This window comes from Microvirga sp. 3-52 (assembly GCF_018383585.1).
GTDB lineage: Bacteria > Pseudomonadota > Alphaproteobacteria > Rhizobiales > Beijerinckiaceae > Microvirga.
The window spans coordinates 48,114-70,196 of sequence record NZ_JAHAMK010000021.1 but is presented as its reverse complement, the minus strand read 5'-3'; the positions used below and the strand labels follow the sequence as shown (position 1 = coordinate 70,196).

The window sequence follows — 22,083 nt, the reverse complement described above, 5'->3', positions numbered from 1 at the left end:
ATGTTATGGGCCCCACCCTTATGGTTCAGGCGGTTGCTGCGAAGTCGTGCCGCTGACTGGCGTGCCAAGGCACGGTGAAACGCTCAAGCAGGTCGATGAGCCAGAAGAGAATGGCACTGATCATCGCCAGGATCACCAGAGCCGCGAACATGGTCGGCAGTTCGAAATTGCCGATGGACCGCTGAAGCACGAAGCCGATGCCGGAATTGGCTCCGACGAATTCTCCGACGACCGCACCGACGACGGCCAGCGTCACCGAGACTTTCAGCCCTGCGAAGATCGCCGGCAGCGCGTGCGGCAAGCTGACCATGTAGAAGGATTGCAGGCGCGACGCCTTCATGGAGCGCACCAGGTCGCGCATCTCGGGATCGAGGGATTTGAAGCCCTGGACGCCGGCAACGACCACGGGGAAGAAGCCGAGCAGGAAGGCCGAGATCACCTTGGGTGCCATGCCGAAGCCGAACCACACCACGAAGAGCGGCGCAACCGCGACCTTCGGGACCGACTGCGAGAAGACGAGCAGCGGATAGACGTAAGACTCGACGGTGCGCGATCCGGCAATGAGCATCGCGATCGGGATGCCGAACAGCGCCGAGAGGAAGAACCCGCCCAGTGTGGCCATGGTCGTGGGGACCGCCTCCACCAGCAGCATGCCTCCCTCATTCCAGAAGGCCACCGCCACGTCCTTCGGCGGAGGGACCAGATAGGGCGGGATCGCAAAGATCCGCACTGTGAGATCCCAGAGCACGACAGTCAGGACGAGAAGCCCGAAAGGCTTGATCCAGGCGGAATTCAGCAGGTTTTGACTGGCGCGCGCGAGCTTCGACGTCATCAAGCGTCTTCCTCAAGAGCGTTTCCAAGTAACGGTTTCATGGCGGCTTCAGCCGCTCTATGTAACTATCTGGTTAATTAGATGCCCGGTTGTCCGACATGTCAAGCGCTGTTTGGAAAATTCAGGCGCGCACGCCTGCCAGGACGAAATCGACAACATGGTCGATACGCTCCTTCATGGCCGGCGCGGACAGAAGCTCGCGCCCGAAGGCCACGGACAGGGTGTAGACGTTCGACAGATAGAAGTAGCAGAGCCCGGCGATCGAGACGTAAAGCTGGACCGGATCGATGCCTGGACGAATGGTCCTGGACTTTTCGCCGCGCTTCAGAATCACTCCGATCGTCTCGATGACAGGGGAGTTCATGGTGTGCACCTGCGTGGACTTCTTCAGATGCTTTGCACGGTGCTGGTTCTCGGCGTTCAGGAGCATCATGAACTCGGGATACCGGACGAAGTAATTCCACGTGAAACGCACGAGCTCCTCGAGCGCCTGCAGGGGAGAAAGCTCCTCCAGGTGCAGTTCCCGCTCGGCGGCGCGGATATGGTCGTAGGCCGCTTCGAGGGTTGCGAGAAACAGGGCTTCCTTGCTCCCGTAATAATAATAGAGCATGCGCTTGTTGGTGCGGGCTGCTTCCGCAATCTGATCCACCCTTGCCCCGCCATAGCCGTGGCCGGCGAACTCAGCCGTCGCCGCATCGAGGATCCGCCTTTTCGTCGCTTCGGCGTCTCGAACGGCTTGCTTGCTGACTGCGGGGGCGTTCATGAAGATCCAGTCTAGTATGTGGCTCGATGGCAGCCAGTCTGCTGTGCTGGTTCGGCTTTGTACCATCAACTCTGGGCAAAGCGAAACGGCCGCCAGGTCTGCGGTGGAGCACGCCATTCCTTACAGCATCCGTCTGGGAGACTCAGGTCTTGCGCGCAACAGGCAACGCGGGCGGCAGATCTCCCTCCAGGGCAACGACCTTTCCAGGGTTGAGAATGTTCTGGGGATCGAGAGCCCTCTTCAGCGTCTTCATGAGATCCAGGGCGACCGGATCCTTGTAGCGCGCCAGCTCATCCCGCTTGATGAGGCCGACTCCGTGCTCGGCGGAAATCGAGCCGTTCATGCCATGGACGATGTCATGGACGATCCGGTTGAAGCGCTCCCATTGGGCCAGGAAGAGCGACTTCTCCATGTCGACAGGTTGGGTCAGGTTGAAGTGGATGTTGCCGTCCCCGAAGTGACCGAAAGCGCAGACCCGCACGCCGGGCAGCGCCTCCTCGCAGGCCTTGCTCGCGATCACGATGAAATCCGCGACGTCCGAGACGGGCACCGAGACGTCATGCTTGATCGATCCACCCTCGAGCCCCTGCACGTCGGAGAGGCTCTCCCTCAGGTGCCAGAGGGCCGCATTCTGGGCCTCGCTTGCGGCAATTGTCGCATCCTCGATCGCGCCGCTCTCGAAGGCGACTCCTAAGGCCTTCTCCACCTGCTCGCGCAGGTCGAGCTCGGGCGATGAGAATTCGATCAGCGCATAGGCGGCGTGATCACCGCTCAGCGGACGAACGGCACCGGGTGCGTGCTTGAGCACGATTTCCAGGGCGAAGCGCGGCATGAACTCGAAGGCGGTGAGCTCGTCGCCCATGGTCTGGCGCAGAGTTTCGAAAACTTCAAGCGCCGCGTGCGGCGAGGCGCAGCCCACGAAGGCAACGACCTGCGTCTTGGGCTGCGGGAACAGCTTCAGCACCGCCGCCGTGATGATGCCGAGCGTTCCTTCCGACCCGATGAAGAGGTTCTTCAGGTCGTAGCCGGTGTTGTCCTTGCGCAGGCCTTTGAGGCCGTTCCAGATCCGGCCGTCGGCGAGGACGACCTCAAGCCCGAGAACGAGATCGCGCGTATTGCCGTAGCGCAGGACGTTCACGCCACCGGCATTGGTCGAGATGTTGCCGCCGATCCGGCAGGAGCCCTCGGAGGCGAGCGACAGCGGGAAGATACAATCGACCTCCCTCGCGGCATCCTGAACCGTCTTCAGGATGCACCCAGCCTCGACCGTGATGGTGGCGTTGAAGGCGTTGACCTCGCGGATGCGATCGAGCCTGGCGAGCGACAGGACGATGCCCCTGTGCGGTATACCTCCGCCGACGAGACCCGTATTGCCACCCTGCGGCACAACGGCGACGTTCGCCGCGGCACATTCCCGGACGACAAAGGCCACCTCGTCCGTGCTGCCGGGACGAACCACGGCCAGAGCCGTGCCGCGATAGAGCTTCCGCTCCTCGACCAGATAGCCCTCCATCTCGGTGGGTTCGACAATGACGTTCTTGGCTCCCAGGCGTGCGCAGAGCACGCCCAGGAGATCGGAATGCGACTCGGGCATAGGGATCACAGATGCCTCACATGCTGCCGGGACGGAACCGGCTGACCGACGATGTCGGCCAGATTACGCGGCAGCGGCCTGCTGTCGAGCGGTCATTTCGGCGGCGAGGAGCGCCTTGGCGGCTTCCTTGATCTGCCCGTGGATCGCCGGGTCGGCCTCGGTGAGGAGCGGCAGGATCGGACCCATGTCGGCCACGCCCGACAGGGACACCGCCGTGTGCAGCACCCGGATCGCGTTGTGACGCTCGCGGAGAGCTTCGAGGGGCAGGAAAACTTCAAGCAGGCGCTTGGCCTCTACCTCGTCGCCGCGCTTCAGCGCATGAAGGAAGGACATGGACAGATGCGGCGCGATGCAGACGCAGCCCGCGGTGAAGCCGGCGAGCTTGAAGTGCACGAGGTGCGGCAGCGCCGGAGGCTCACCGAAGCCGCTGACGATCCGATCGGCCCCGACCGCATCGATCAGCTCCTGCAGATAGGCATCCTGCGTCAGGTCGGCCCGCGGAACGGCGTACTTGATGCCGAAGACGGCACCCTGTTCCACAAGCCGCCCCATCGCCTTGGCGGGCACGTACTGGTCAGTCTTGATATAGACGATCAGCGGCACGCCGGAGCGGTCGACGAAATCCTGCAGCCCGCGGACCACGCCGTCGGGCGTCTGCGGCGCGATCATCGGCAGCGCCATGGCGACGGGATAGCGGCGAGACTTCAGGATTGCCGCTTCATCGACGAGCTTGCCCCAATCGGGCCCGACCGAGGGGATCAGCCACGTATTGTCGGCGACCGATTCCTCGAGGCCGTCCAGCCATTCGGCAAACTTGGACACCGGCCAGTTGTGAACATTGGCATTGCCGCCATAGAGCAGCGTCGAGACGCCGCCAGCCTCGAGATGGCGGATCAGCTTGGCGTTGGCCTCCCGGTTGATCTCGAAATCCGGCGTCAGGGCAAACGGCGGAACCGCCAGAACGGAGCGGGCGAGTTCAGAGGTTTCGATCTTTGTCAGCATGGATGTTGTCTCGCTGTTTCTAGGACGGTTCCGGAATGGCCGATCCTCGCTCGGCCTCGTTGATCAAAAGATCGGGTTCTCACTGGCCGATCTGGATGCCGACGGTCTTGACCACCTCGGACCATTTCTGCCGCTCGCTCTGAATGTAATCGGCGAACTGCTTCGGGGTCATCGGCGCGGGCGTCGAAGCCAGTTCGGCAGCCTTCTTCTGCACTTCAGGCTTTTCGAGGATGGCCTTCACATCGGCCGCGATGGTGTCGACGATGGCCTGCGGCGTACCGGCCGGCGCCCACAAGCCGTTCCATGAGGTCGCGTCGAAGCCGGACAGCGTCTCGGCGACGGTCGGGATCTCCGGCGCCTGCGGGCTGCGCTCGGTGCTGGTCACGGCGAGCGCCCGCACGGTTCCGCCCTGCGCCTGAGGCCAGGCGATGGTCATGTTGTCGAAGGCGAGATCGATATGTCCGCCGATGAGCCCGTTGACGATGTCCTGGGAGCTTCGGAACGGAACGTGGGTCATCTTCGCGCCGGTCTTGAGCTGGAACAGTTCGGCCGCCAGATGCTGCGACGTTCCCGCACCGGATGAGCCGTAGTTCAGCTTGCCGGGATTCTGTTTCGCGTAATCGACGAATTCCGCGAAGGTCTTCACCGGGATCTTGGGGTTCACGACCAAGAGGTTCGGAAGCTTGGCCAGACCCGTGATCGGGATGAAATCCTTCTCGGCGTCATGAGGGAGGTTCTTGTAGAGGAACGGATTGATGGCGTGGGTGCTCACCGTGCCGACGAGGAGCGTATGCCCGTCAGGCGTGGCCTTGGCGGCGGCCGTCGTTCCGATATTGCCGCCCGCGCCCGGACGGTTCTCGATCACGAAAGGCTTGCCATATTTGGCCTGAAGCTGCTCGGCGACGATGCGGGCAAACAGATCGGTCGTGCCGCCGGCGCCGAAGGGCACGATGACCGTGACCTGCTTCTGCGGCCAAGCCGGGCTTTGCGCCTGCACCGCTCCAACACCCAGGAGCGTGAGGCCGACAGCCGCGAGAAACCTCTTCATGCGTTCTCTCCCTGATTCCACTTTTTTGAGCTTCAGCTCTGAAATTAACCGCGTATCTTGTATGGCAACATACAAATTTTGACAAGCAGGCACGAGCGGGGTCATACTCGTCTGGCTCAGAGCATCTTTCCACTAGAGGATGTGCTTGTAATCGCAATTTCTTTTGACTTGGGAGATGCCAACAAGTAGTGAGACATACGACAAGTCGGCCTGCCGGCTCGGGCAAATCACCTGTGAGGCCGGCCGCTGCTCCGGGATCCGGCGCAGGCTTGGCGGATCGCTTCCGAACGATTGGCGGCGGCATCCGACATCTTCAGTTTTCAGCACCTCGCAAGAGGCACTCAACGGCTCCATGAACGAACNAGGCTTGGCGGATCGCTTCCGAACGATTGGCGGCGGCATCCGACATCTTCAGTTTTCAGCACCTCGCAAGAGGCACTCAACGGCTCCATGAACGAACGCTCCTTCCTCTCCGGCCTGTCTCTCAACACCGTCGCCCGCAAGCGCAATCTCGTGAGCGATCTGGCGGAAGCGATCTCGCGCGAGATCGCCGAAGGTCGGTTGCAGGCGGGAGATCGTCTGCCCACCGAGGCGGAACTGGCCGCGGCAGCGGGCGTCAGCCGGACCGTGGTGCGCGAGGCCGTGGCGGCGCTCAAGGCCGCCAAGCTAGTCCAGACCCGCCAGGGCGCCGGCGCCTTCGTGCTGCCGCCCCCGCCCAAATCGGATTTCTTCGCCTCGCTCAGCAACGGCGAGGTCGACGATATCCTGGCCATGCTGGAGTTGCGCTTGGCCGTGGAGGTGGAGGCCGCTTCGCTTGCAGCCGTGCGCCGGACCGAGGAAGAGATGGCTGCGCTCGACCGGGCCCTGGAGAATATCACCAAGGGCGAGGATTACGGCATCGCGGCGGATCTCGAATTCCACCGTATCCTGGCTGGCGCGACCAAGAACCCTTATTTCGCACGCTTCCTGGACTTCCTCGGGGAGTTCGCCGTGCCCCGCCGCCCCGGCGCGTCGAACCCGGTGGGAGAGGATCAGCGTCAGCGCGACTATCTCGGCGTCATCGAGCGTGAGCACCGGGCGATCCGGGATGCAATCGCCATGGGCGACTCGAACCTGGCCGCCGCCATGATGCGCGCCCATCTGGCCAACAGCCGCAACCGCTACTCGGCGCGGATTCTGCAGGCTGCCGCCAAGCCTGCTTCCAAGACCGTGAAAGTCCGGTCCGCCGCGAAAGCTTGAGCGCAAACATGCCAGGCAAAAGGAGCCGCTGTACTTGACAGCCAGCCCCAAAACGGCGACGAATTCCTAAATTTGTATGATATATGGCTTTTGCGCCGCGAGGCGCGGGGAGTGAAGCGATAATGGCCAAGCGATCGCCTGAGCAGTTGAGAAGCCACCGCTGGTTCGGCGTGACGGACCTGCGCTCCTTCGGACATCGGTCTCGGACGCTCCAGATGGGCTATGCACGTGAAGATTTCATGGGCAAGCCCGTGATCGCGATCATCAACACCTGGAGCGACATCAATCCGTGTCACGCGCATTTTCGCGTTCGCGTCGAGGACGTGAAGCGCGGCGTATGGCAGGCCGGCGGCTTCCCCATCGAGCTACCGGCGATGTCCCTGTCGGAGAATTTCGTCAAGCCGACCACGATGCTCTACCGCAATCTCCTTGCGTTGGAAGTCGAGGAGCTTCTGCGCTCGCATCCGGTGGATGGCGCAGTGCTCATGGGTGGCTGCGATAAGACCACGCCCGCGACCGTCATGGGCGCGATCAGCATGAACTTGCCGATGATCTTCATGCCGGCAGGCCCCATGATCCGCGGGCACCATGCCGGCACGATCCTGGGTTCGGGGTCCGACATCTGGAAGTACTGGGCCGAGAAGGAAGCTGGCACCATCACGAACCAGCAATGGAACGACATGGAAGCCGGCATCGCACGCTCGCCCGGCACCTGCATGACCATGGGCACCGCCTCGACCATGACGGCCATCGTCGAGACGCTCGGCTTGAGCCTTGCAGGTGCGGCCTCCATCCCGGCCGTCGATGCCGCCCATCCGCGCATGGCGAGCCTCACGGGCCGGAAGATCGTCGAAATGGTCTGGGACGATCTTAAGCCCAGCGACATTCTCACACGGCGCTCGTTCGAGAACGCGCTGATGGTTCACAACGCACTCGCCGGCTCGACGAACGCGATGATCCATCTCGTGGCCATGGCCGGCCGCGCGGGCGTCGAGGTCTCGCTGCAGGATTTCGACGACTTCGCCCAGAAGGTTCCGGTGATCGCCAATCTTCGTCCTTCGGGCCAATGGCTGATGGAAGACTTCCATATTGCCGGCGGCATTCGCGGCCTTCTCTCTCGGCTCGAGCCGCTGCTCCATCTCGACGAGCGCACCGTGACCGGAACTCTGCGCGACGCGCTCGAGGGTGCCGCCGTCTATAACGACGATGTGATCCGTCCGCTCGACAAGCCGATCGCAGCCTCCGGCGGCACAGCCATCCTGCGCGGCAATCTGGCGCCCAAGGGCTGCGTGATCAAGCCGCCCGCGGCGGAGCCGCGACTGCTGCAGCATACAGGTCCCGCCATCGTCTTCGACACCTATGACGAGATGACGAAAGCCGTGAACGACCTCGATCTCGACGTCACGCCCGACCATATCATGGTGCTGCGCAATGCCGGTCCCATCGGCGGTCCGGGCATGCCGGAATGGGGCATGCTGCCGATCCCGAAGAAGCTCCTGAAGCAGGGCGTGCGCGACATGCTGCGCATTTCCGATGCCCGCATGAGCGGCACCAGCTACGGCGCCTGCATCCTGCACGTCTCACCGGAAGCTCATATCGGCGGGCCACTGGCCGCAGTGCGGACGGGCGATCTGATCACCGTCGACGTACCGAACCGCTCGATCCATCTCCACGTGAGCGACGAGCAGATCAAGGATCGCCTGCGCACCTGGTCGCCACCGCCGCGCGATTACCCGCGCGGCTACAACAAGCTTTTCGCTCAGCACATCCGCCAGGCGGACGAAGGTTGCGACTTCGACTTCCTGGAAGGTTCGGGCGGCGTGCCAGAGCCCGAAATCCACTGATCCTCCCCTGCTGACAGGGCTGCCTCATGGTGGCGCTGTCAGCATTTTTGCGTCCGATCATGAGCATCCAGAAATCCGTCTTCGGCGTCATCGACAGCCAGCAGGTCGAGGCTTTCGAGATCGAATCCGGCACCGTCCACGCCACAATTATCACCTACGCGGCCGCCTTGAGCCGTCTGTTCGTTCCGGATGGCAAGGGAGGACAGGTCGACATCGCCCTGGGCTACGACGATCTGGCATCTTACGTTCAGAATCGTGGCTCGGCCGGTGCGATCTGCGGCCGCTACGCCAACCGCATCGCCGATGCGCACTTCACCCTGGATGGGAAGATCTATTCTCTTTCGGCCAACGAAGCGCCCAATCACATCCACGGCGGCCTCGGGGGCTTCAGCAAGAGGGTCTGGACCGGCGAACCCGACACCGCGAACAGGGCCGTCCGTCTGACCCTGAACCGGCCCGATGGCGACGAAGGGTATCCGGGTGCCGTCACTGCAACGGTGACCTACACGCTGACGGACGATCCGGCGCTGGAGATCGTCATGGAGGCGACGACGGATCGGCCGACCGTCGTGAACATGGCCTATCACGGCTATTGGAATCTCGCCGGTCACGGTTCGGGGCATGTGCGCGATCAGCATCTCCTGATCGATGCCGATCATTACACACCGATCGGACCCGGCAAGATCCCGACGGGTGAATTGGCATCGGTTGCCGGAACGGCCTTCGATTTCAGGTCGCCACGGCCCATCGGCGCGACGATCGACGACACCACCCAGCTTCCGGAAGCCGGCTACGACCATAATTTCTGCCTCAACCACAATGGGCAGCCTCTGCGCCGTGCGGCGCGTGCGGTGGACCCGGTCTCATGCCGAGGATTGGAGATCTGGACCGACCAGCCGGGTGTTCAGTTCTACACGGCCAATCATTTCGGCAAGGCGCCCGCCATCGGCAAAGGCGGCGTTACCTATGAGAAGCATGCCGGGTTCGCACTCGAGACGCAGAACTTTCCGAATGCGCCGAACATCCCGCATTTCCCCTCGGCGGTGCTGCGCCCGGGCGAGACGTACCGCCATGTGATGCGCATTCCGTTCTTCGTCGCGGAAGCCTGATCAGATACCGGAGGCGAGATAGCCTCCATCCACATTGAGCACGGTGCCTGTCACGAATCCGGCTGCAGGCGAGGCAAGATAGATCGCAGCGCCCACGAGCTCGTCGAGCTGGCCGAAGCGGCCCATGGGCGTTCTCAGAAGTGCGTTCTCCTTGCGCTTCGAGCTCATCTTGGACTGGTTCAGCTCGGTCATGAAGAACCCCGGCGAGATGGCGTTGACGCGAACTCCTCTGTCAGCCCATTCGGCAGCCAGCGTCTTCGTTAGCCCCGCCACCCCGTGCTTGCTGGCGGCATAGATCGAAGCGAGGGGCCACCCGCGATGAGCCGCCAGCGACGCGATGGTGATGATCGAGCCGTTCCCAAGCTCCAGCATATGGCGGCCGAAGCGGGTGCAGGTGAAGAACACGCTGCGCAGGTTCGTCTGCATGACTTCGTCGTATTCCGCCGGCGTGACCTCCTCGGCAGGCTTGAGGATGGTCATGCCCTGGCACGCGACCAGAATGTCGATATGCCCGAAATCCGTCACAGCTGTCGCGACAAGTTCGTCGATCTCCTCCGGCCGCGCGGCATCGATCACGTAACCTCGGGCTGTCGGATCGAGCTCCTGCAGGCGCTGCGTCGCTGCCTCCACCTTCGCGGGCGTTCTGGCAGCAATCGCCACCCTTGCACCGCTGTCCTGGAAGCCATGAGCGATGGCATTGCCGATCCCGCTCGATCCGCCGACGACGAGGGCTGTCTTGCCCTGCAGCGACAGCTGCGAGGCCGATATCGATCTTGTGCTCTGTGTCTCAACCAAGCTTCTCTCCTTTAAGGCATTCCGTTCGCGCAGATGGCTGAGGCCTTTTCGCCGCCGAAATCATGCTTTCTGCCCGTCGCTGATGGTTGAGCAGGTACAGAACGGATCCGATCACCACGAGGGCTCCCGCAAGCACATGGAGCTTCGGCTCGTCGCCGAACACGAACAAGCCGACCGGAATGGCCCAGACGAGCTTTGTGTACTGCATGGGGGCGACGCTGGAGGCCGGCGCCCGGCGCAGGGCTTCCAGCAGGAGGAACTGCGCCGACACCATCACGAGACCGGAAACCGTCACGAGGCCCACGTCGCTCCAGGCGGGAGCATGGCTCAGGAATACGCCGGGCAGGCTCGCGGTCAGCTGCCCGGCCATCACGGCGGCAACCATGATGGCACGGTTTTCCTGCGAGCCGATGGTACGCATGATCAGGATCACGCCGGCACCCACGAAGACATTCATGAAGGCCGCCAGATGCCCGAGCGAGAGGGCGCTGTACCCTGGCTGTACCATGATCAGAATGCCGGCAAAGCCGACCAGGATGGCCATCCAGCGCGCCAGCCCCGTGCGCTCGCCCAGAAGCCATGAGGCCGCGACCGTGACGACGAGCGGCGACCCGAAGGTGATGGCGTAGACATCGGCGAGGGGCAGAAGCGAAAAGGCATAGAAGCCGGAAACGGTGCCGATGCCGGCGAGGAAACCGCGGCCGATCAGCATCTTCGGATTGCGGATCGCCGAGAGCCTGTACGCCTCGTCGCGCCAGATGACGACCCCCACCACGGTGCAGGCGACGCTCGCCTGCATGGCGATGATCTGGAAGATCGGGTAGCGCAGGGAGAGGAGCTTCACCAGAGTGTCGCTGGTCGCGAAAAGCCCGTTTGCGGCAATCGCAAAGAGGATACCGGTCAGACGGAGCAAGGGCGTATCCCACTGGTGCGAGTCGGCCGACGGCTGACTCGTTCTATTTGCATGTCATCATACATATTATTGTTCGTTCCGGAATTCCCGAGACGCATGGGTGGGGAGCGCTGTTGGCGGGAGTAGAACGAAAAAGGCGGCCCATGGGCCGCCTTGTTTGGTATGACGCTCCTGAAGCTCTCTTGAAGCTTAGGCCGCAATCGAGGTCTGCGGACCGGCCGAGCGGACGTCGGAGTCCACGTGACCCTCGAAGCGCTTGAAGTTCTCGTTGAACATGTCGATCAGGCGCTTGGCGGTCTCGGCGAACTCCGCCTTGTTCTGCCAGGTCTTCACCGGATAGAGAATGTGCGGCTCGACACCGGGCACGGAGGTCGGCACCGCAAAGCCGAAATAAGGGTCGCGGCGGAAATCGGCCCGGGAGAGCGAACCGTCCAGTGCGGCCGTCAGGAGGCGGCGGGTGACGCGGATCGGCATGCGCCGGCCGACGCCGTACTTGCCGCCGGTCCAGCCCGTGTTGACGAGCCAGCAATCCACCGAGTGCTTGGCGATGAGGTCGCGCAACAGGTTGCCGTATTCCGACGGGTGCCGCGGCATGAAGGGCGCGCCGAAGCAGGTGGAGAAGGTGGCCTCCGGATCTTTCACGCCCTTCTCCGTACCCGCCACCTTGGCGGTGTAGCCGGAGAGGAAGTGATACATGGCCTCGGCCGGGGTCAGCTTCGCGATGGGGGGCAGCACGCCGAAGGCGTCGCAGGTGAGCATCACAATGTTCTTCGGAATGCCTGCACGGCCGGTGGCGCTCGCATTGGGAATGAAGTCGAGCGGATAAGCGCAGCGCGTGTTCTCCGTCTTCGACGCGTCGTCGAAATCGGGAATGCGGGTGATCGGATCGATCGTCACGTTTTCCAGCACCGTGCCGAAGCGCTCGGTGGTGGCGAAGATCTCGGGCTCCGCCTCACGGGACAGGCGGATGGTCTTCGCGTAGCAGCCGCCCTCGAAGTTGAACACGCCGTTCGGACCCCAGCCATGCTCGTCGTCGCCGAGCAGGACGCGGTTCGGATCAGCCGACAGGGTCGTCTTGCCGGTTCCGGACAGGCCGAAGAAGACCGCCACGTCGCCCCTGTCGCCCACGTTCGCCGAGCAGTGCATCGGCATGACCTTCTGGGCAGGCAGCACGTAGTTGAGATAGGTGAAGACCGACTTCTTCATCTCGCCCGCATAGGACGTGCCCCCGATGAGCACGACCTTGCGCTTGAAATCGCAGGCAATCACCGTCTCCGTGCGGCAGCCGTGCCGGGCCGGGTCGGCCTTGAAGGACGGCAGGTCGATGATGGTCAGCCCTGGGACGTAATCGCTGAGTTCGCCCCGATCCGGGCGGATCAGCAGGTTGCGGATGAAGAGCGAATGCCAGGCATATTCCGTGAAGACGCGTGCCTTGACCCGATAAGCCGGATCGGCGCCGCCATGGAGATCCTGCGCGAACAGCTCCTTGCCCTCGGCATGAGCCAGGAAGTCCTGCAGCAGGGTGTCGAAATGGCCAGGGGTGATGGCGCCGTTGTTGTCCCACCAGACGGTGCTTTCCGTGGTCTCGTCGCGCACCACGAACTTGTCCTTGGGCGAACGGCCCGTATGCACGCCGGTGTCCGCCAGAAGCGCACCGCCCTGCACGAGCTTGGTTTCGCCCCGGGTCAGGGACTGCTCGTAGAGCGCCGGCGCCTCGAGATTCCAGTAGACCCGCTTGAGATCGCGGAGGCCGGAGGCCTCAGAGCCCTGTGCGCTGTTGAAGACGCCGATATTTTCCACGGAAGACTTCTCCTGATTGGCGGCCACCGCGCAGCCGGATCAGCCGCCGTCCGTTGACCGTCCCATGGGTAGGGTCAAACAATCCTGGCAAAATTTTGCCGTCTCGCTTGAACATGGAACCTTCTTTAGGTCAGCTGACGGTGCCGTCAACTCAGCTCGTTTCATCGCATTCTATTTTTCGCAGAGCCAGACCTCCATCACTCTCAATTCCTCGAAGTTGAAGGTATTTTCCGAATTCTTTCGTATGATTGACGGGCTTTCGACCTGGTACCCTTGCCCCCTGCCGTTACGGCACGAGATCTTTCGGGGAGTGGGAGCACCCTGTCCGATCCGTCAGGGATCGTTCATCTGCGGTTGAACAGACGGCTCTTAGACACCACTATCAGGGCCGCCCCTGGTCGCGGCCTGGGGGAAACCATATTTATGCCACGAGAAAGGCGCAGTTGGGGACGTTTTAAGGCCCTCTGCGTTGTCAGACGAAAAGAAAATCTGACATAGTCCGTGCCAAGCTAAGGAAGAGTTCATGCCAACGATCGCCCTTGTCGATGACGATCGCAACATCCTGACCTCTGTTTCCATCGCCCTCGAAGCGGAGGGCTACCGCATTCAGACCTATACGGACGGCGCCTCGGCCCTAGACGGTCTCAAGCACGCCCCGCCGGATCTGGCGATCTTCGACATCAAGATGCCGCGCATGGACGGCATGGAGCTCCTGCGCCGCCTGAGGCAGAAGTCGGACCTGCCGGTGATCTTCCTGACCTCCAAGGACGAGGAAATCGACGAATTGTTCGGCCTCAAGATGGGCGCCGACGACTTCATCCGGAAGCCCTTCTCCCAGCGCCTTCTGGTCGAACGCGTGAAGGCGGTGCTGCGCCGCTTCGCCCCGAAGGACCAGAGTGTCCCCAAGGAGGCCGATCCGAAGGCCCTGGAGCGCGGTCAGCTCAAGATGGACCCGGAGCGCCATGCTTGTACCTGGAAGGGCGAGCCGGTCACCCTGACAGTGACGGAATTCCTGATCCTGCAGGCGCTCGCCACGCGCCCGGGAGTGGTGAAAAGCCGCAACGCCCTGATGGATGCGGCCTATGACGACCAGGTCTATGTGGACGACCGCACCATCGACAGCCACATCAAGCGCCTGCGCAAGAAGTTCAAGTCGGTTGACCAGAGTTTCGAAATGATCGAGACCCTCTACGGCGTCGGCTACCGTTTCAAGGAAGCCTGACGCGTTGACGGCGCAAGCAACCTGGAAAGACGGCACGGTCCGATGGAATGCACAGGATCGTGCTTGAACGAGTGGCATGAAGGCTGACCCCATCCACGCCGAGGCGGCATTCGACGATCCGCCCGCTCCCCAGGGCGCCCTGGCGCGGCTGAAGCATTTCGGCCGCATGATCGTGCAGCGCGCGTCGTCGAGCCTGACGCGCCGGATCGTCGTGCTCAACCTGGCCGGACTCGTGGCCCTGCTCGTCGGGTTCCTCTATCTCAACCAGTTCCGCGAAGGACTGATCGAGGCGCGGGTGCAGAGCCTTCTCACGCAGGGCGAGATCATCGCAGGCGCGATCGCGAGCTCGGCGACGGTCGAGACCAACACCATCACCATCGATCCGGATCAGCTCCTGCAGATGCAGGCGGGCGAGACGGAGCGGTTCACCGACGAGGCCTTCTCGGCACTCGAATTCTCCATCAATCCCGAACGCGTCGCTCCCCTGCTGCGCCGGCTGGTGACACCGACCAAAACCCGGGCCCGCATCTTCGACCGGGAAGGCATGCTGCTTCTCGATTCCAGATCGTTCTATTCCCGCGGCGACATCCTGCGCATGGATCTGCCGCCGGTCGCCAATGTCGAGGATACGACAAGTCTCATCGAGCGCACCTGGAACAGCATCCGCAAGATGTTCCGGCGCACTCGACGTCCCGTGCAGGAAGAGGTCGGTCCCGCCAACGGCAAGTCCTTGCCCGAGGTGCAGCAGGCATTTTCCGGACAGCAATCGAGCGTGGTGCGTGTCAACAACCGTGGCGAGACCATCGTGTCGGTGGCCGTGCCGATCCAGCGCTTCCGCACGGTGCAGGGGGCGCTCCTGCTCTCGACCCAGGAAGGCGACATCGACGCGATCATCGCCTCCGAGCGCTTCGCCCTGCTCCAGGTCTTCCTGGTGGCGGCCGTGGTCATGATCGTCCTGTCGCTCTTCCTGGCCGGTGCCATAGCAGGCCCTGTCCGGCGATTGGCAGAAGCGGCGGAACGGGTGCGCTGGGGCACGAAATCCCGCCAAGAGATTCCCGATTTCACCGCCCGCGCCGACGAGATCGGCCACCTCTCGGGCACCCTCCGCGATATGACCAAGGCGCTCTACAACCGCATCGATGCCATCGAGAGCTTTGCGGCCGACGTGGCGCACGAGCTGAAGAACCCGCTGACCTCGCTGCGCAGCGCGGTGGAGACCCTGCCGCTCGCCCGCAGCGACGAGTCCAAGCAGCGGCTCCTGTCGATCATCCAGCATGACGTGAAGCGCCTGGACCGCCTGATCAGCGACATCTCGGACGCCTCGCGCCTCGATGCGGAACTCGCTCGCGCCGATGCGGAGACGGTGGACATGGTGCGGCTTCTCGATGCGGTGGTGTCGGTTGCCAACGAGCGTCGCCAGGAGCACGACCCGCTGATCACGCTCAGCATCGACAGGCAGGCCCAAGGCCGCGACGCCTTCCTGGTCCTCGGCCATGACAGCCGCCTGGGCCAGGTCTTCAACAACCTGATCGACAACGCGCGTTCCTTTTCGCCGCCCGACGAAACCGTGAAGGTCTCCATGCGCCGCCGCAAGAATCAGGTCGAGGTCCTTGTCGAGGACAGGGGGCCCGGCATCGAACCCGATGCCCTCGACCGGATCTTCGAACGCTTCTACACGGACCGGCCCGAGCAGGGCTTCGGCCAGAATTCCGGCCTTGGCCTGTCCATCTCCCGCCAGATCATCGAGGCTCATCGCGGCACGATCCGTGCCGAGAACCGGTTCGGTCCTCCCGATGAGGACGGTGAGCCGACCCGGCTCGGCGCCCGCTTCGTCATCCGCCTCCCGATCGAGGGAGCGAAGGCCAAGAAGGAGCAGGAGAAGAAGGACAAGGCTAGGCGCGAAACCGGAAAGAACGCACCTTGAACGCGCATGAGACCATCCATGCCGGCTGCGTGCTCGTCGGCGAGGCGGGGCTCCTGATCCGGGGGGCATCGGGATCCGGCAAGTCGGCCCTCGCCCGCGAGGTGGTGTCGCTGGCACTCAGGGCCGGACGCTTCGGAAGACTGGTCAGCGACGATCGGACGCGCATCGAGGCGCATCATGACCGCCTCCTGGCGCGACCGGTGGCACCTCTCGGCGGCGGCATCGAGGTCTTCGGTCTCGGGATCGTCCGGCGGCCCTTCGAGGCCGCTGCCGTCGTTCGCCTGGTGGTCGATCTCTCCGATGGCCCGGCCCGCTATCCGGACGAGCAGGACAGGCACGTCCTCCTCTGCGGCGTCATGATCCCTCGCATCCGGATGCAAGCCGGGGCAATCTCAGCCGACGTCGCCCTGGGGTGCATGAGTGGTGTTTGCGACACGATAGTGACACTGTGATGAACTTTTCCTCTCAATGCCCTTGCGCTTGGCTTCGCGGTGCACAAAATAGCGGCTCCGCTCTCGGAGCGTTCGGACTTGTAACATTATGATTGGAATGGTGCTCGTCACCCACGGGCAGCTCGCGACGGAATTCAAAGCGGCGCTTGAGCATGTCGTGGGGCCTCAAGAGCAGCTTGAAACGATCACGATCGGCCCAGACGACGACATGGAGACACGGCGCAAGGACATCATGGCCGCCGTGTGCCGGGTCAATTCGGGACAGGGTGTTGTGGTTCTGACGGACATGTTCGGCGGTACGCCTTCGAACCTGGCCCTGTCCTGCATGAATGGCGGTTCCGTCGAGGTGGTCGCCGGCATCAATCTGCCCATGCTCATCAAGCTGGCCTCCGTGAGGGACGAGGAGCCCCTGTCAGACGCCGTCTCTCACGCCCAGGAGGCGGGGCGCAAATACATCAACATCGCCTCGCGCGTTCTCTCCGGAAAGTAACCATCATGGACCGGCCCCTCGATCAGGATTGCCCGCCTGCCGTCGTGCCCGATGGAGTCGAGGTCCGGGAACTCCCCATCATCAATCGCCGGGGCCTGCACGCCCGCGCCTCCGCCAAGTTCGTCCAGACGGTCGAGCGCTTCAACTCGGATGTCACGGTGACCCGCTGCGGCGAGACTGTGGGCGGACGCTCGATCATGGGCCTCCTGACCCTGGCGGCCGCCCAGGGCACCTCGATCACCGTCGCGGCCAAGGGCGAAGACGCCGCCCTCTGCCTCCAGGCCATTGACGATCTCCTCGCCAACAGGTTCGGCGAGGACGAGTAGGTCCTTCTCAGCCTCTTCTCTGAATCCCGCCCGTCACCTCCGGCCTCTGGCCGGTTATCCCGATGCTCTCATCTAAACCGGAAACCTCGAAATCATCTCGAGAGCGCAAGTCCACGTTTCACATTCGATGCTGCAGGGCGCACCACGCTTCCACTCGGGATGGCCGGGATGAGGCCAGCGTTGACGTTGCGGAGTTTCATCCGCGAACCCTCATCAGCGTCCACCTCCGAAGACATATAAAGACATCTTTATATCTTGATTGCCTCTCCCGGCGAGCTCTGATAGAGACAGCGCCAACTCAACCGAACAGGTGAAAAGAGAGGCCATCATGGCGCAGGATTACATCGTCAAAGACATCAGCCTTGCCGATTTCGGCCGCAAGGAGATCTCGATCGCCGAGACCGAGATGCCGGGCCTGATGGCCGTCCGTGCGGAATACGGCCCAAAGCAGCCCCTGAAGGGCGCCCGCATCGCCGGCTCGCTCCACATGACGATCCAGACCGCGGTGCTGATCGAGACCCTGAAGGCTCTCGGCGCCGACATCCGCTGGGTCTCCTGCAACATCTACTCCACCCAGGACCATGCCGCCGCCGCCATCGCGGCTGCCGGCATCCCGGTTTTCGCCTATAAGGGCGAGACCCTGACGGAGTACTGGGATTACACCGCCAAGCTGTTCGACTGGCATGGCGGCGGCGTACCGAACATGATCCTCGACGACGGCGGCGACGCCACCATGCTCGTCCACCTCGGTCTGCGCGCCGAGCAGGGCGACGTCGCCTTCCTCGAGACGCCCGGCGCGGAAGAAGAGGAAGTTCTCTTCGCGCTCATCAAGCGTCTGCTCAAGGAAAAGCCGAAGGGCTGGTTCGCGGAACTCGCCCAGTCCATCAAGGGCGTGTCGGAAGAGACCACGACGGGCGTGCATCGCCTCTACATCATGGCCAAGGAAGGCAAGCTCCTCTTCCCGGCGATCAATGTCAACGACTCGGTCACTAAGTCGAAATTCGACAACCTGTACGGCTGCCGCGAATCGCTCGTCGACGGCATTCGCCGCGGCACGGACGTGATGATGGCCGGAAAGGTCGCCATGGTTGCGGGCTTCGGCGATGTGGGCAAAGGCTCGGCCGCGTCGCTCCGCCAGGCCGGCTGCCGCGTGCTCGTATCGGAAGTCGACCCGATCTGCGCGCTCCAGGCCGCCATGGAAGGCTACGAGGTCACGACCATGGAGGATGCGGCTCCCCGCGCTGACATCTTCGTCACGGCCACCGGCAACAAGGACGTCATCACCCTCGACCACATGCGGACGATGAAGGACCGGGCGATCGTCTGCAACATCGGCCACTTCGACAACGAAATTCAGGTCGCCGGCCTGAAGAACCTCAAGTGGACCAACATCAAGCCGCAGGTCGATGAGATCGAGTTCCCCGACGGACACCGCATCATCCTGCTCTCGGAAGGCCGCCTCGTAAACCTCGGCAATGCCATGGGTCACCCGTCCTTCGTGATGTCGGCCTCGTTTACCAATCAGACGCTCGCCCAGATCGAGCTCTGGAACAACGCCGGCAAGTACGAGAAGAAGGTCTACACCCTGCCGAAGCACCTGGACGAGAAGGTGGCCTCGCTGCACCTCGAAAAGATCGGCGTGAAGCTCACCAAGCTGCGTCCCGACCAAGCGTCTTATATCGGCGTTTCCGAGAAGGGGCCGTTCAAGCCGGATCACTACCGCTACTGATCGGCCATCCGATTATGAGCATCGAAAGCCCGGCTTCGGCCGGGCTTTTTCATTTGCCCCTCGGCTCGACCATCAGCGCCGAAGCGGCCACCGCTTTTGCGCTCCATACGATGCTCGTTTCCCGAAGCACCGAATCGAACAGAATGTCGCACCGGCATGTGTGTGTCACAAATGCAATATGGTTCGACGAATTGCACACAGGTTCTCCAAAGGAAGTTTAAGCCGGTGTTAACCCTCTTCCTGGCGGAGTCGGGGGTAGTCTAGAGTGAACGCGAATCGACCGGCTGCGCTGTGGCTTCGAACCTGCGCCGGCAGTTCCGTTCATGCGTAGACGGTTGGCCTCTGTGGCGTTGAAAAGCGCCGCCGGGGATCGATCCAACTTGGCCTGCTTGTCAGGCCGCCAACAAAGGAAGGGCCGCGCGGCATGGCCGGGCATTGGGAACGTCACGATGGCAGCAGCGATGGGAAGATTTCCCTCGTCGGCTCCGCCCGTGTACCCCTATCCCTGATGCTCCTGACCGGCACCTCCCAGGCGGCCATTGCCAACGACCTGCTGCTTCCCATTGCGGAAGGCGCCTCGGATCTCCTCGGCTTCCTTCATAGCTTCGATCTGCACAACGCCGCCTATTTCGGCCTCTTCATGGGTCTCGTGGCCTTCTCGACCACCACCGCCCTGCTGCTGATGCGCGAGCAGAAGCGCGCCGCACGGACGGAACAGCGTCTGCGGAACGAGCTCGATGCCCTGCGGGGCGCGGACGACCTCGCGGCCCTTCTCATGGGATCGGAGCGCCAGCTCCTCGTGAGCTGGCACGGCCGGGACGGAGAGCCGCGCTTCCAGGGCGATCCGTCCATCGTTGGCGAGAATGCACCGGCTCAGCGCGCTCTGGCCTTCGGAACCTGGCTCGCACCGGCCGATGCGGCTGCCGTGGAAAGTGCCCTTGAACAGCTCAAGCAGCGCGGCCAGGCCTTCCGCCTCACGGGCCGCTGCACGGCGGGCAGCCGCTTTGTCGACGTGGAAGGCCGCACCATCGGCGGACGAGCCATCCTGCGCCTGCGGGACGTAACGGGCGACCGGGCCGAACTCATGAAGGCGCAGAATCATCTGGCGACCGCACGCAGCGACCTGCGCGCCATGACGATGCTGCTCGACGACGTCGCCTATCCGCTCTGGATCCGCGATACGGAGGACAAGCTGCTCTGGGCCAACCAGGCCTATCTCCGCTCGGTCGAGGCCGAGGATCTCGATGGCGCGATCGCCCGCTCCCTCGAACTCCTGAGCGCGCCGACCCGGGACGAGGCCCGGCGCCAGCGCCAGTCCGGCGTGACCTTCTCGGGCCGCGTCACGGCCGTGGTCGCAGGCCATCGCGCGGTGCTCGACGTGATCGAACGCCCGACCGCCGGCGGCAGCGCGGGCATCGCGGTGGACGTGTCGGAATTGGAGGCGGTCCGCACCGACCTGCAGCGTCAGATGGATGCCCATGTGCGCACCCTCGATCAGTTGCCCACGGCGGTGGCGATCTTCGACGGGTCGCAGAACCTCATCTTCAGCAACGCCGCCTATCAGCGCCTCTGGGGCCTCGATCCGATCTTTCTCGCCTCACGCCCCTCCGACAGCGAGATCCTCGACAAGCTGCGCGCCGGCCGCAAGCTTCCCGAGCAGGCAGATTTCCGCGCCTGGAAAACCGATTTCCTGCAGGGCTACCACTCGGTCGAGCAGCAGGAGACCTGGTGGCACCTGCCTGATCGACGAACACTGCGCGTCGTCATCAACCCCAATCCCCAGGGCGGCGTGACCTATCTCTTCGACGACGTGAGCGAGCGCTTCGAGTTGGCCTCACAGGTCCATTCGCTCACCCGCGTGCAGAGCGAGACCCTCGACACGCTGAAGGAAGGCGTCGCCGTGTTCGGTTCCGACGGGCGCCTCAAGCTGCACAACCGCGCCTTCGCCGACATGTGGAACCTGCCGCCGGAGATGACGGCCGAGAACCCGCATGTCGACACGATCATCAAGGCCTGCCGACTGCTGGCCTCGCAGGACGAACCGTGGATCGACATCCGCGGCGCGGTGGCGGGACTTGCCGACATGCGCATGGGCCTCTCCTGCCGCATCGAGCGTCATGACGGCACGGCGCTCGACTGCACCGCACAGCCTCTCCCCGACGGCGCGACGCTTCTGAGCTTCACCGACGTCACCGCGAGCGTGAACGTGGAGCGTGCGCTCACCGAGCGCAACGAAGCGTTGGAGCGCGCTTCGCGGCTGCGTGACGAATTCGTGCATCACGTTTCGTACGAGCTGCGCTCGCCGCTCACCAACATCATCGGCTTCACGCAGTTGCTCGGTGACGAGACGGTGGGCGCGCTCAATCCGCGCCAGCGCGATTACGCCGAGCACATCATGCGCTCCTCGGCGGCGCTGCTCGCGATCCTCAACGACATTCTCGATCTCGCGTCCATCGATACCGGTTCGCTGGAACTGACACCGGAGATCGTCGACATCCGATCCACCATCGAGGCCGCCATGCGCGGACTGGAGGATCGGCTTGCCGAGGCTTCGCTCAACCTGGTCATCGACACGCCCGACGACATCGGCACCTTCGTGGCCGATGGGAAGCGCGTGCGCCAGATCCTGTTCAACCTGCTCTCCAACGCGGTGGGATTCTCGTCGCCCGGCCAGACCATCCGAGTGTCGGCGCGCAAGCGCGGCGGAGAGGTGATCTTCGACGTGAAGGATCAGGGCCGCGGCATCCCGCCGGAGATCAAGGCGCGCATCTTCGAGCGGTTCGAAAGCCATACGCTGGGAACACGCCACCGCGGCGTGGGCTTAGGGTTATCCATCGTGCGCTCCTTCGTGGAACTGCATGGTGGGCGCATCGAGATATCGTCCGCTCCGGGCGTCGGCACTACGGTCACGTGCGTCTTCCCCAATGACCGGCACGAGACGCCGTCCGATGGCCGATCCTCGCAATCAGCGCTAACTCCAATCGCAGCCGAGTAGGAACAG

The 22,083-nt window shown here is 63.3% G+C and carries 18 protein-coding genes; 10 read left to right on the top strand and 8 right to left on the bottom strand.

What is annotated here, in order from left to right; all coding sequences use genetic code 11:
* Nucleotides 1-25: 25 nt before the first annotated feature.
* From KHP60_RS16365 to KHP60_RS16345, 5 genes are all read right to left on the bottom strand, one after another.
* Complete coding sequence (locus KHP60_RS16365) at nucleotides 26-832, bottom strand: ABC transporter permease (protein WP_213565391.1); 807 nt, start codon at nucleotides 830-832, stop codon at nucleotides 26-28.
* Nucleotides 833-953: 121 nt separating this feature from the next.
* Nucleotides 954-1,595 (bottom strand): TetR family transcriptional regulator, encoded by a 642-nt coding sequence (locus KHP60_RS16360; RefSeq protein WP_213565390.1) that lies wholly within the window; start codon nucleotides 1,593-1,595, stop codon nucleotides 954-956.
* 142 nt (nucleotides 1,596-1,737) lie between these two features.
* Nucleotides 1,738-3,189, bottom strand: coding sequence for an FAD-binding oxidoreductase (locus tag KHP60_RS16355; protein ID WP_213565389.1), 1,452 nt, complete (start codon nucleotides 3,187-3,189; stop codon nucleotides 1,738-1,740).
* Between the two features lie 63 nt (nucleotides 3,190-3,252).
* Nucleotides 3,253-4,191, bottom strand: coding sequence for a dihydrodipicolinate synthase family protein (locus KHP60_RS16350; protein ID WP_213565388.1), 939 nt, complete (start codon nucleotides 4,189-4,191; stop codon nucleotides 3,253-3,255).
* A 79-nt stretch (nucleotides 4,192-4,270) separates the two neighbouring features.
* Nucleotides 4,271-5,239 (bottom strand): tripartite tricarboxylate transporter substrate binding protein, encoded by a 969-nt coding sequence (locus KHP60_RS16345; RefSeq protein ID WP_213565387.1) that lies wholly within the window; start codon nucleotides 5,237-5,239, stop codon nucleotides 4,271-4,273.
* Nucleotides 5,240-5,689: 450 nt separating this feature from the next.
* Here KHP60_RS16345 and KHP60_RS16340 point away from each other — a divergent pair, with 450 nt between their 5' ends.
* From KHP60_RS16340 to KHP60_RS16330, 3 genes are all read left to right on the top strand, one after another.
* Nucleotides 5,690-6,478 carry a FadR/GntR family transcriptional regulator gene (locus KHP60_RS16340; RefSeq protein WP_213565386.1) on the top strand — a complete coding sequence of 263 codons (789 nt, stop codon included), beginning with the start codon at nucleotides 5,690-5,692 and terminating at the stop codon, nucleotides 6,476-6,478.
* A 122-nt stretch (nucleotides 6,479-6,600) separates the two neighbouring features.
* The gene (gene araD / locus KHP60_RS16335; protein ID WP_213565385.1) at nucleotides 6,601-8,322 is read left to right on the top strand and encodes an L-arabinonate dehydratase; all 1,722 of its coding nucleotides are present in this window, start codon (nucleotides 6,601-6,603) and stop codon (nucleotides 8,320-8,322) included.
* A gap of 59 nt (nucleotides 8,323-8,381) precedes the next feature.
* Entirely contained in the window at nucleotides 8,382-9,431 is a 1,050-nt protein-coding gene (locus tag KHP60_RS16330; protein ID WP_213565384.1) for an aldose epimerase family protein, read from the top strand.
* Here KHP60_RS16330 and KHP60_RS16325 read toward each other — a convergent pair whose 3' ends face one another.
* From KHP60_RS16325 to KHP60_RS16315, 3 genes are all read right to left on the bottom strand, one after another.
* The gene (locus KHP60_RS16325) at nucleotides 9,432-10,226 is read right to left on the bottom strand and encodes an SDR family NAD(P)-dependent oxidoreductase (protein WP_213565383.1); all 795 of its coding nucleotides are present in this window, start codon (nucleotides 10,224-10,226) and stop codon (nucleotides 9,432-9,434) included.
* Complete coding sequence (locus KHP60_RS16320) at nucleotides 10,219-11,139, bottom strand: DMT family transporter (RefSeq protein WP_213565382.1); 921 nt, start codon at nucleotides 11,137-11,139, stop codon at nucleotides 10,219-10,221. Before KHP60_RS16320 ends, KHP60_RS16325 begins: the two co-directional genes overlap by 8 nt.
* 189 nt (nucleotides 11,140-11,328) lie before the next feature.
* A complete protein-coding gene (locus KHP60_RS16315; RefSeq protein ID WP_213565381.1) occupies nucleotides 11,329-12,939 on the bottom strand; it encodes a phosphoenolpyruvate carboxykinase in 1,611 nt (536 codons plus the stop codon).
* 523 nt (nucleotides 12,940-13,462) lie between these two features.
* Here KHP60_RS16315 and KHP60_RS16310 point away from each other — a divergent pair.
* The 7 genes from KHP60_RS16310 to KHP60_RS16280 all read left to right on the top strand — a co-directional run bounded on the left by KHP60_RS16310 (nucleotide 13,463) and on the right by KHP60_RS16280 (nucleotide 22,077).
* Nucleotides 13,463-14,161 carry a response regulator transcription factor gene (locus KHP60_RS16310; RefSeq protein ID WP_213565380.1) on the top strand — a complete coding sequence of 233 codons (699 nt, stop codon included), beginning with the start codon at nucleotides 13,463-13,465 and terminating at the stop codon, nucleotides 14,159-14,161.
* A gap of 76 nt (nucleotides 14,162-14,237) precedes the next feature.
* Nucleotides 14,238-16,085: a sensor histidine kinase gene (locus KHP60_RS16305; protein WP_213565379.1), complete on the top strand. Its 1,848-nt coding sequence runs from the start codon at nucleotides 14,238-14,240 to the stop codon at nucleotides 16,083-16,085.
* Nucleotides 16,082-16,537, top strand: a complete 456-nt coding sequence (locus KHP60_RS16300) for an HPr kinase/phosphorylase (protein WP_213565378.1) — start codon at nucleotides 16,082-16,084, stop codon at nucleotides 16,535-16,537. The genes KHP60_RS16305 and KHP60_RS16300 overlap by 4 nt, the downstream gene beginning before the upstream one ends.
* A gap of 88 nt (nucleotides 16,538-16,625) precedes the next feature.
* Nucleotides 16,626-17,027, top strand: a complete 402-nt coding sequence (locus KHP60_RS16295) for a PTS sugar transporter subunit IIA (protein ID WP_036360951.1) — start codon at nucleotides 16,626-16,628, stop codon at nucleotides 17,025-17,027.
* Nucleotides 17,028-17,032: 5 nt separating this feature from the next.
* Nucleotides 17,033-17,353 (top strand): HPr family phosphocarrier protein, encoded by a 321-nt coding sequence (locus KHP60_RS16290; protein ID WP_213565377.1) that lies wholly within the window; start codon nucleotides 17,033-17,035, stop codon nucleotides 17,351-17,353.
* A gap of 328 nt (nucleotides 17,354-17,681) precedes the next feature.
* The gene (gene ahcY, locus KHP60_RS16285; protein WP_213565376.1) at nucleotides 17,682-19,082 is read left to right on the top strand and encodes an adenosylhomocysteinase; all 1,401 of its coding nucleotides are present in this window, start codon (nucleotides 17,682-17,684) and stop codon (nucleotides 19,080-19,082) included.
* A 424-nt stretch (nucleotides 19,083-19,506) separates the two neighbouring features.
* The gene (locus KHP60_RS16280; protein WP_213565375.1) at nucleotides 19,507-22,077 is read left to right on the top strand and encodes a PAS domain-containing sensor histidine kinase; all 2,571 of its coding nucleotides are present in this window, start codon (nucleotides 19,507-19,509) and stop codon (nucleotides 22,075-22,077) included.
* Nucleotides 22,078-22,083 lie beyond the last annotated feature (6 nt).

Bases quoted from the DNA above. Each gene is read 5' to 3' on its own strand.
- KHP60_RS16365 (WP_213565391.1), bottom strand. From the start codon at position 832: ATGACGTCGAAGCTCGCGCGCGCCAGTCAAAACCTGCTGAATTCCGCC.
- KHP60_RS16360 (WP_213565390.1), bottom strand. From the start codon at position 1,595: ATGAACGCCCCCGCAGTCAGCAAGCAAGCCGTTCGAGACGCCGAAGCG.
- KHP60_RS16355 (WP_213565389.1), bottom strand. From the start codon at position 3,189: ATGCCCGAGTCGCATTCCGATCTCCTGGGCGTGCTCTGCGCACGCCTG.
- KHP60_RS16350 (WP_213565388.1), bottom strand. From the start codon at position 4,191: ATGCTGACAAAGATCGAAACCTCTGAACTCGCCCGCTCCGTTCTGGCG.
- KHP60_RS16345 (WP_213565387.1), bottom strand. From the start codon at position 5,239: ATGAAGAGGTTTCTCGCGGCTGTCGGCCTCACGCTCCTGGGTGTTGGA.
- KHP60_RS16340 (WP_213565386.1), top strand. From the start codon at position 5,690: ATGAACGAACGCTCCTTCCTCTCCGGCCTGTCTCTCAACACCGTCGCC.
- araD (WP_213565385.1), top strand. From the start codon at position 6,601: ATGGCCAAGCGATCGCCTGAGCAGTTGAGAAGCCACCGCTGGTTCGGC.
- KHP60_RS16330 (WP_213565384.1), top strand. From the start codon at position 8,382: ATGAGCATCCAGAAATCCGTCTTCGGCGTCATCGACAGCCAGCAGGTC.
- KHP60_RS16310 (WP_213565380.1), top strand. From the start codon at position 13,463: ATGCCAACGATCGCCCTTGTCGATGACGATCGCAACATCCTGACCTCT.
- KHP60_RS16305 (WP_213565379.1), top strand. From the start codon at position 14,238: ATGAAGGCTGACCCCATCCACGCCGAGGCGGCATTCGACGATCCGCCC.
- KHP60_RS16295 (WP_036360951.1), top strand. From the start codon at position 16,626: ATGATTGGAATGGTGCTCGTCACCCACGGGCAGCTCGCGACGGAATTC.
- KHP60_RS16290 (WP_213565377.1), top strand. From the start codon at position 17,033: ATGGACCGGCCCCTCGATCAGGATTGCCCGCCTGCCGTCGTGCCCGAT.
- ahcY (WP_213565376.1), top strand. From the start codon at position 17,682: ATGGCGCAGGATTACATCGTCAAAGACATCAGCCTTGCCGATTTCGGC.
- KHP60_RS16280 (WP_213565375.1), top strand. From the start codon at position 19,507: ATGGCCGGGCATTGGGAACGTCACGATGGCAGCAGCGATGGGAAGATT.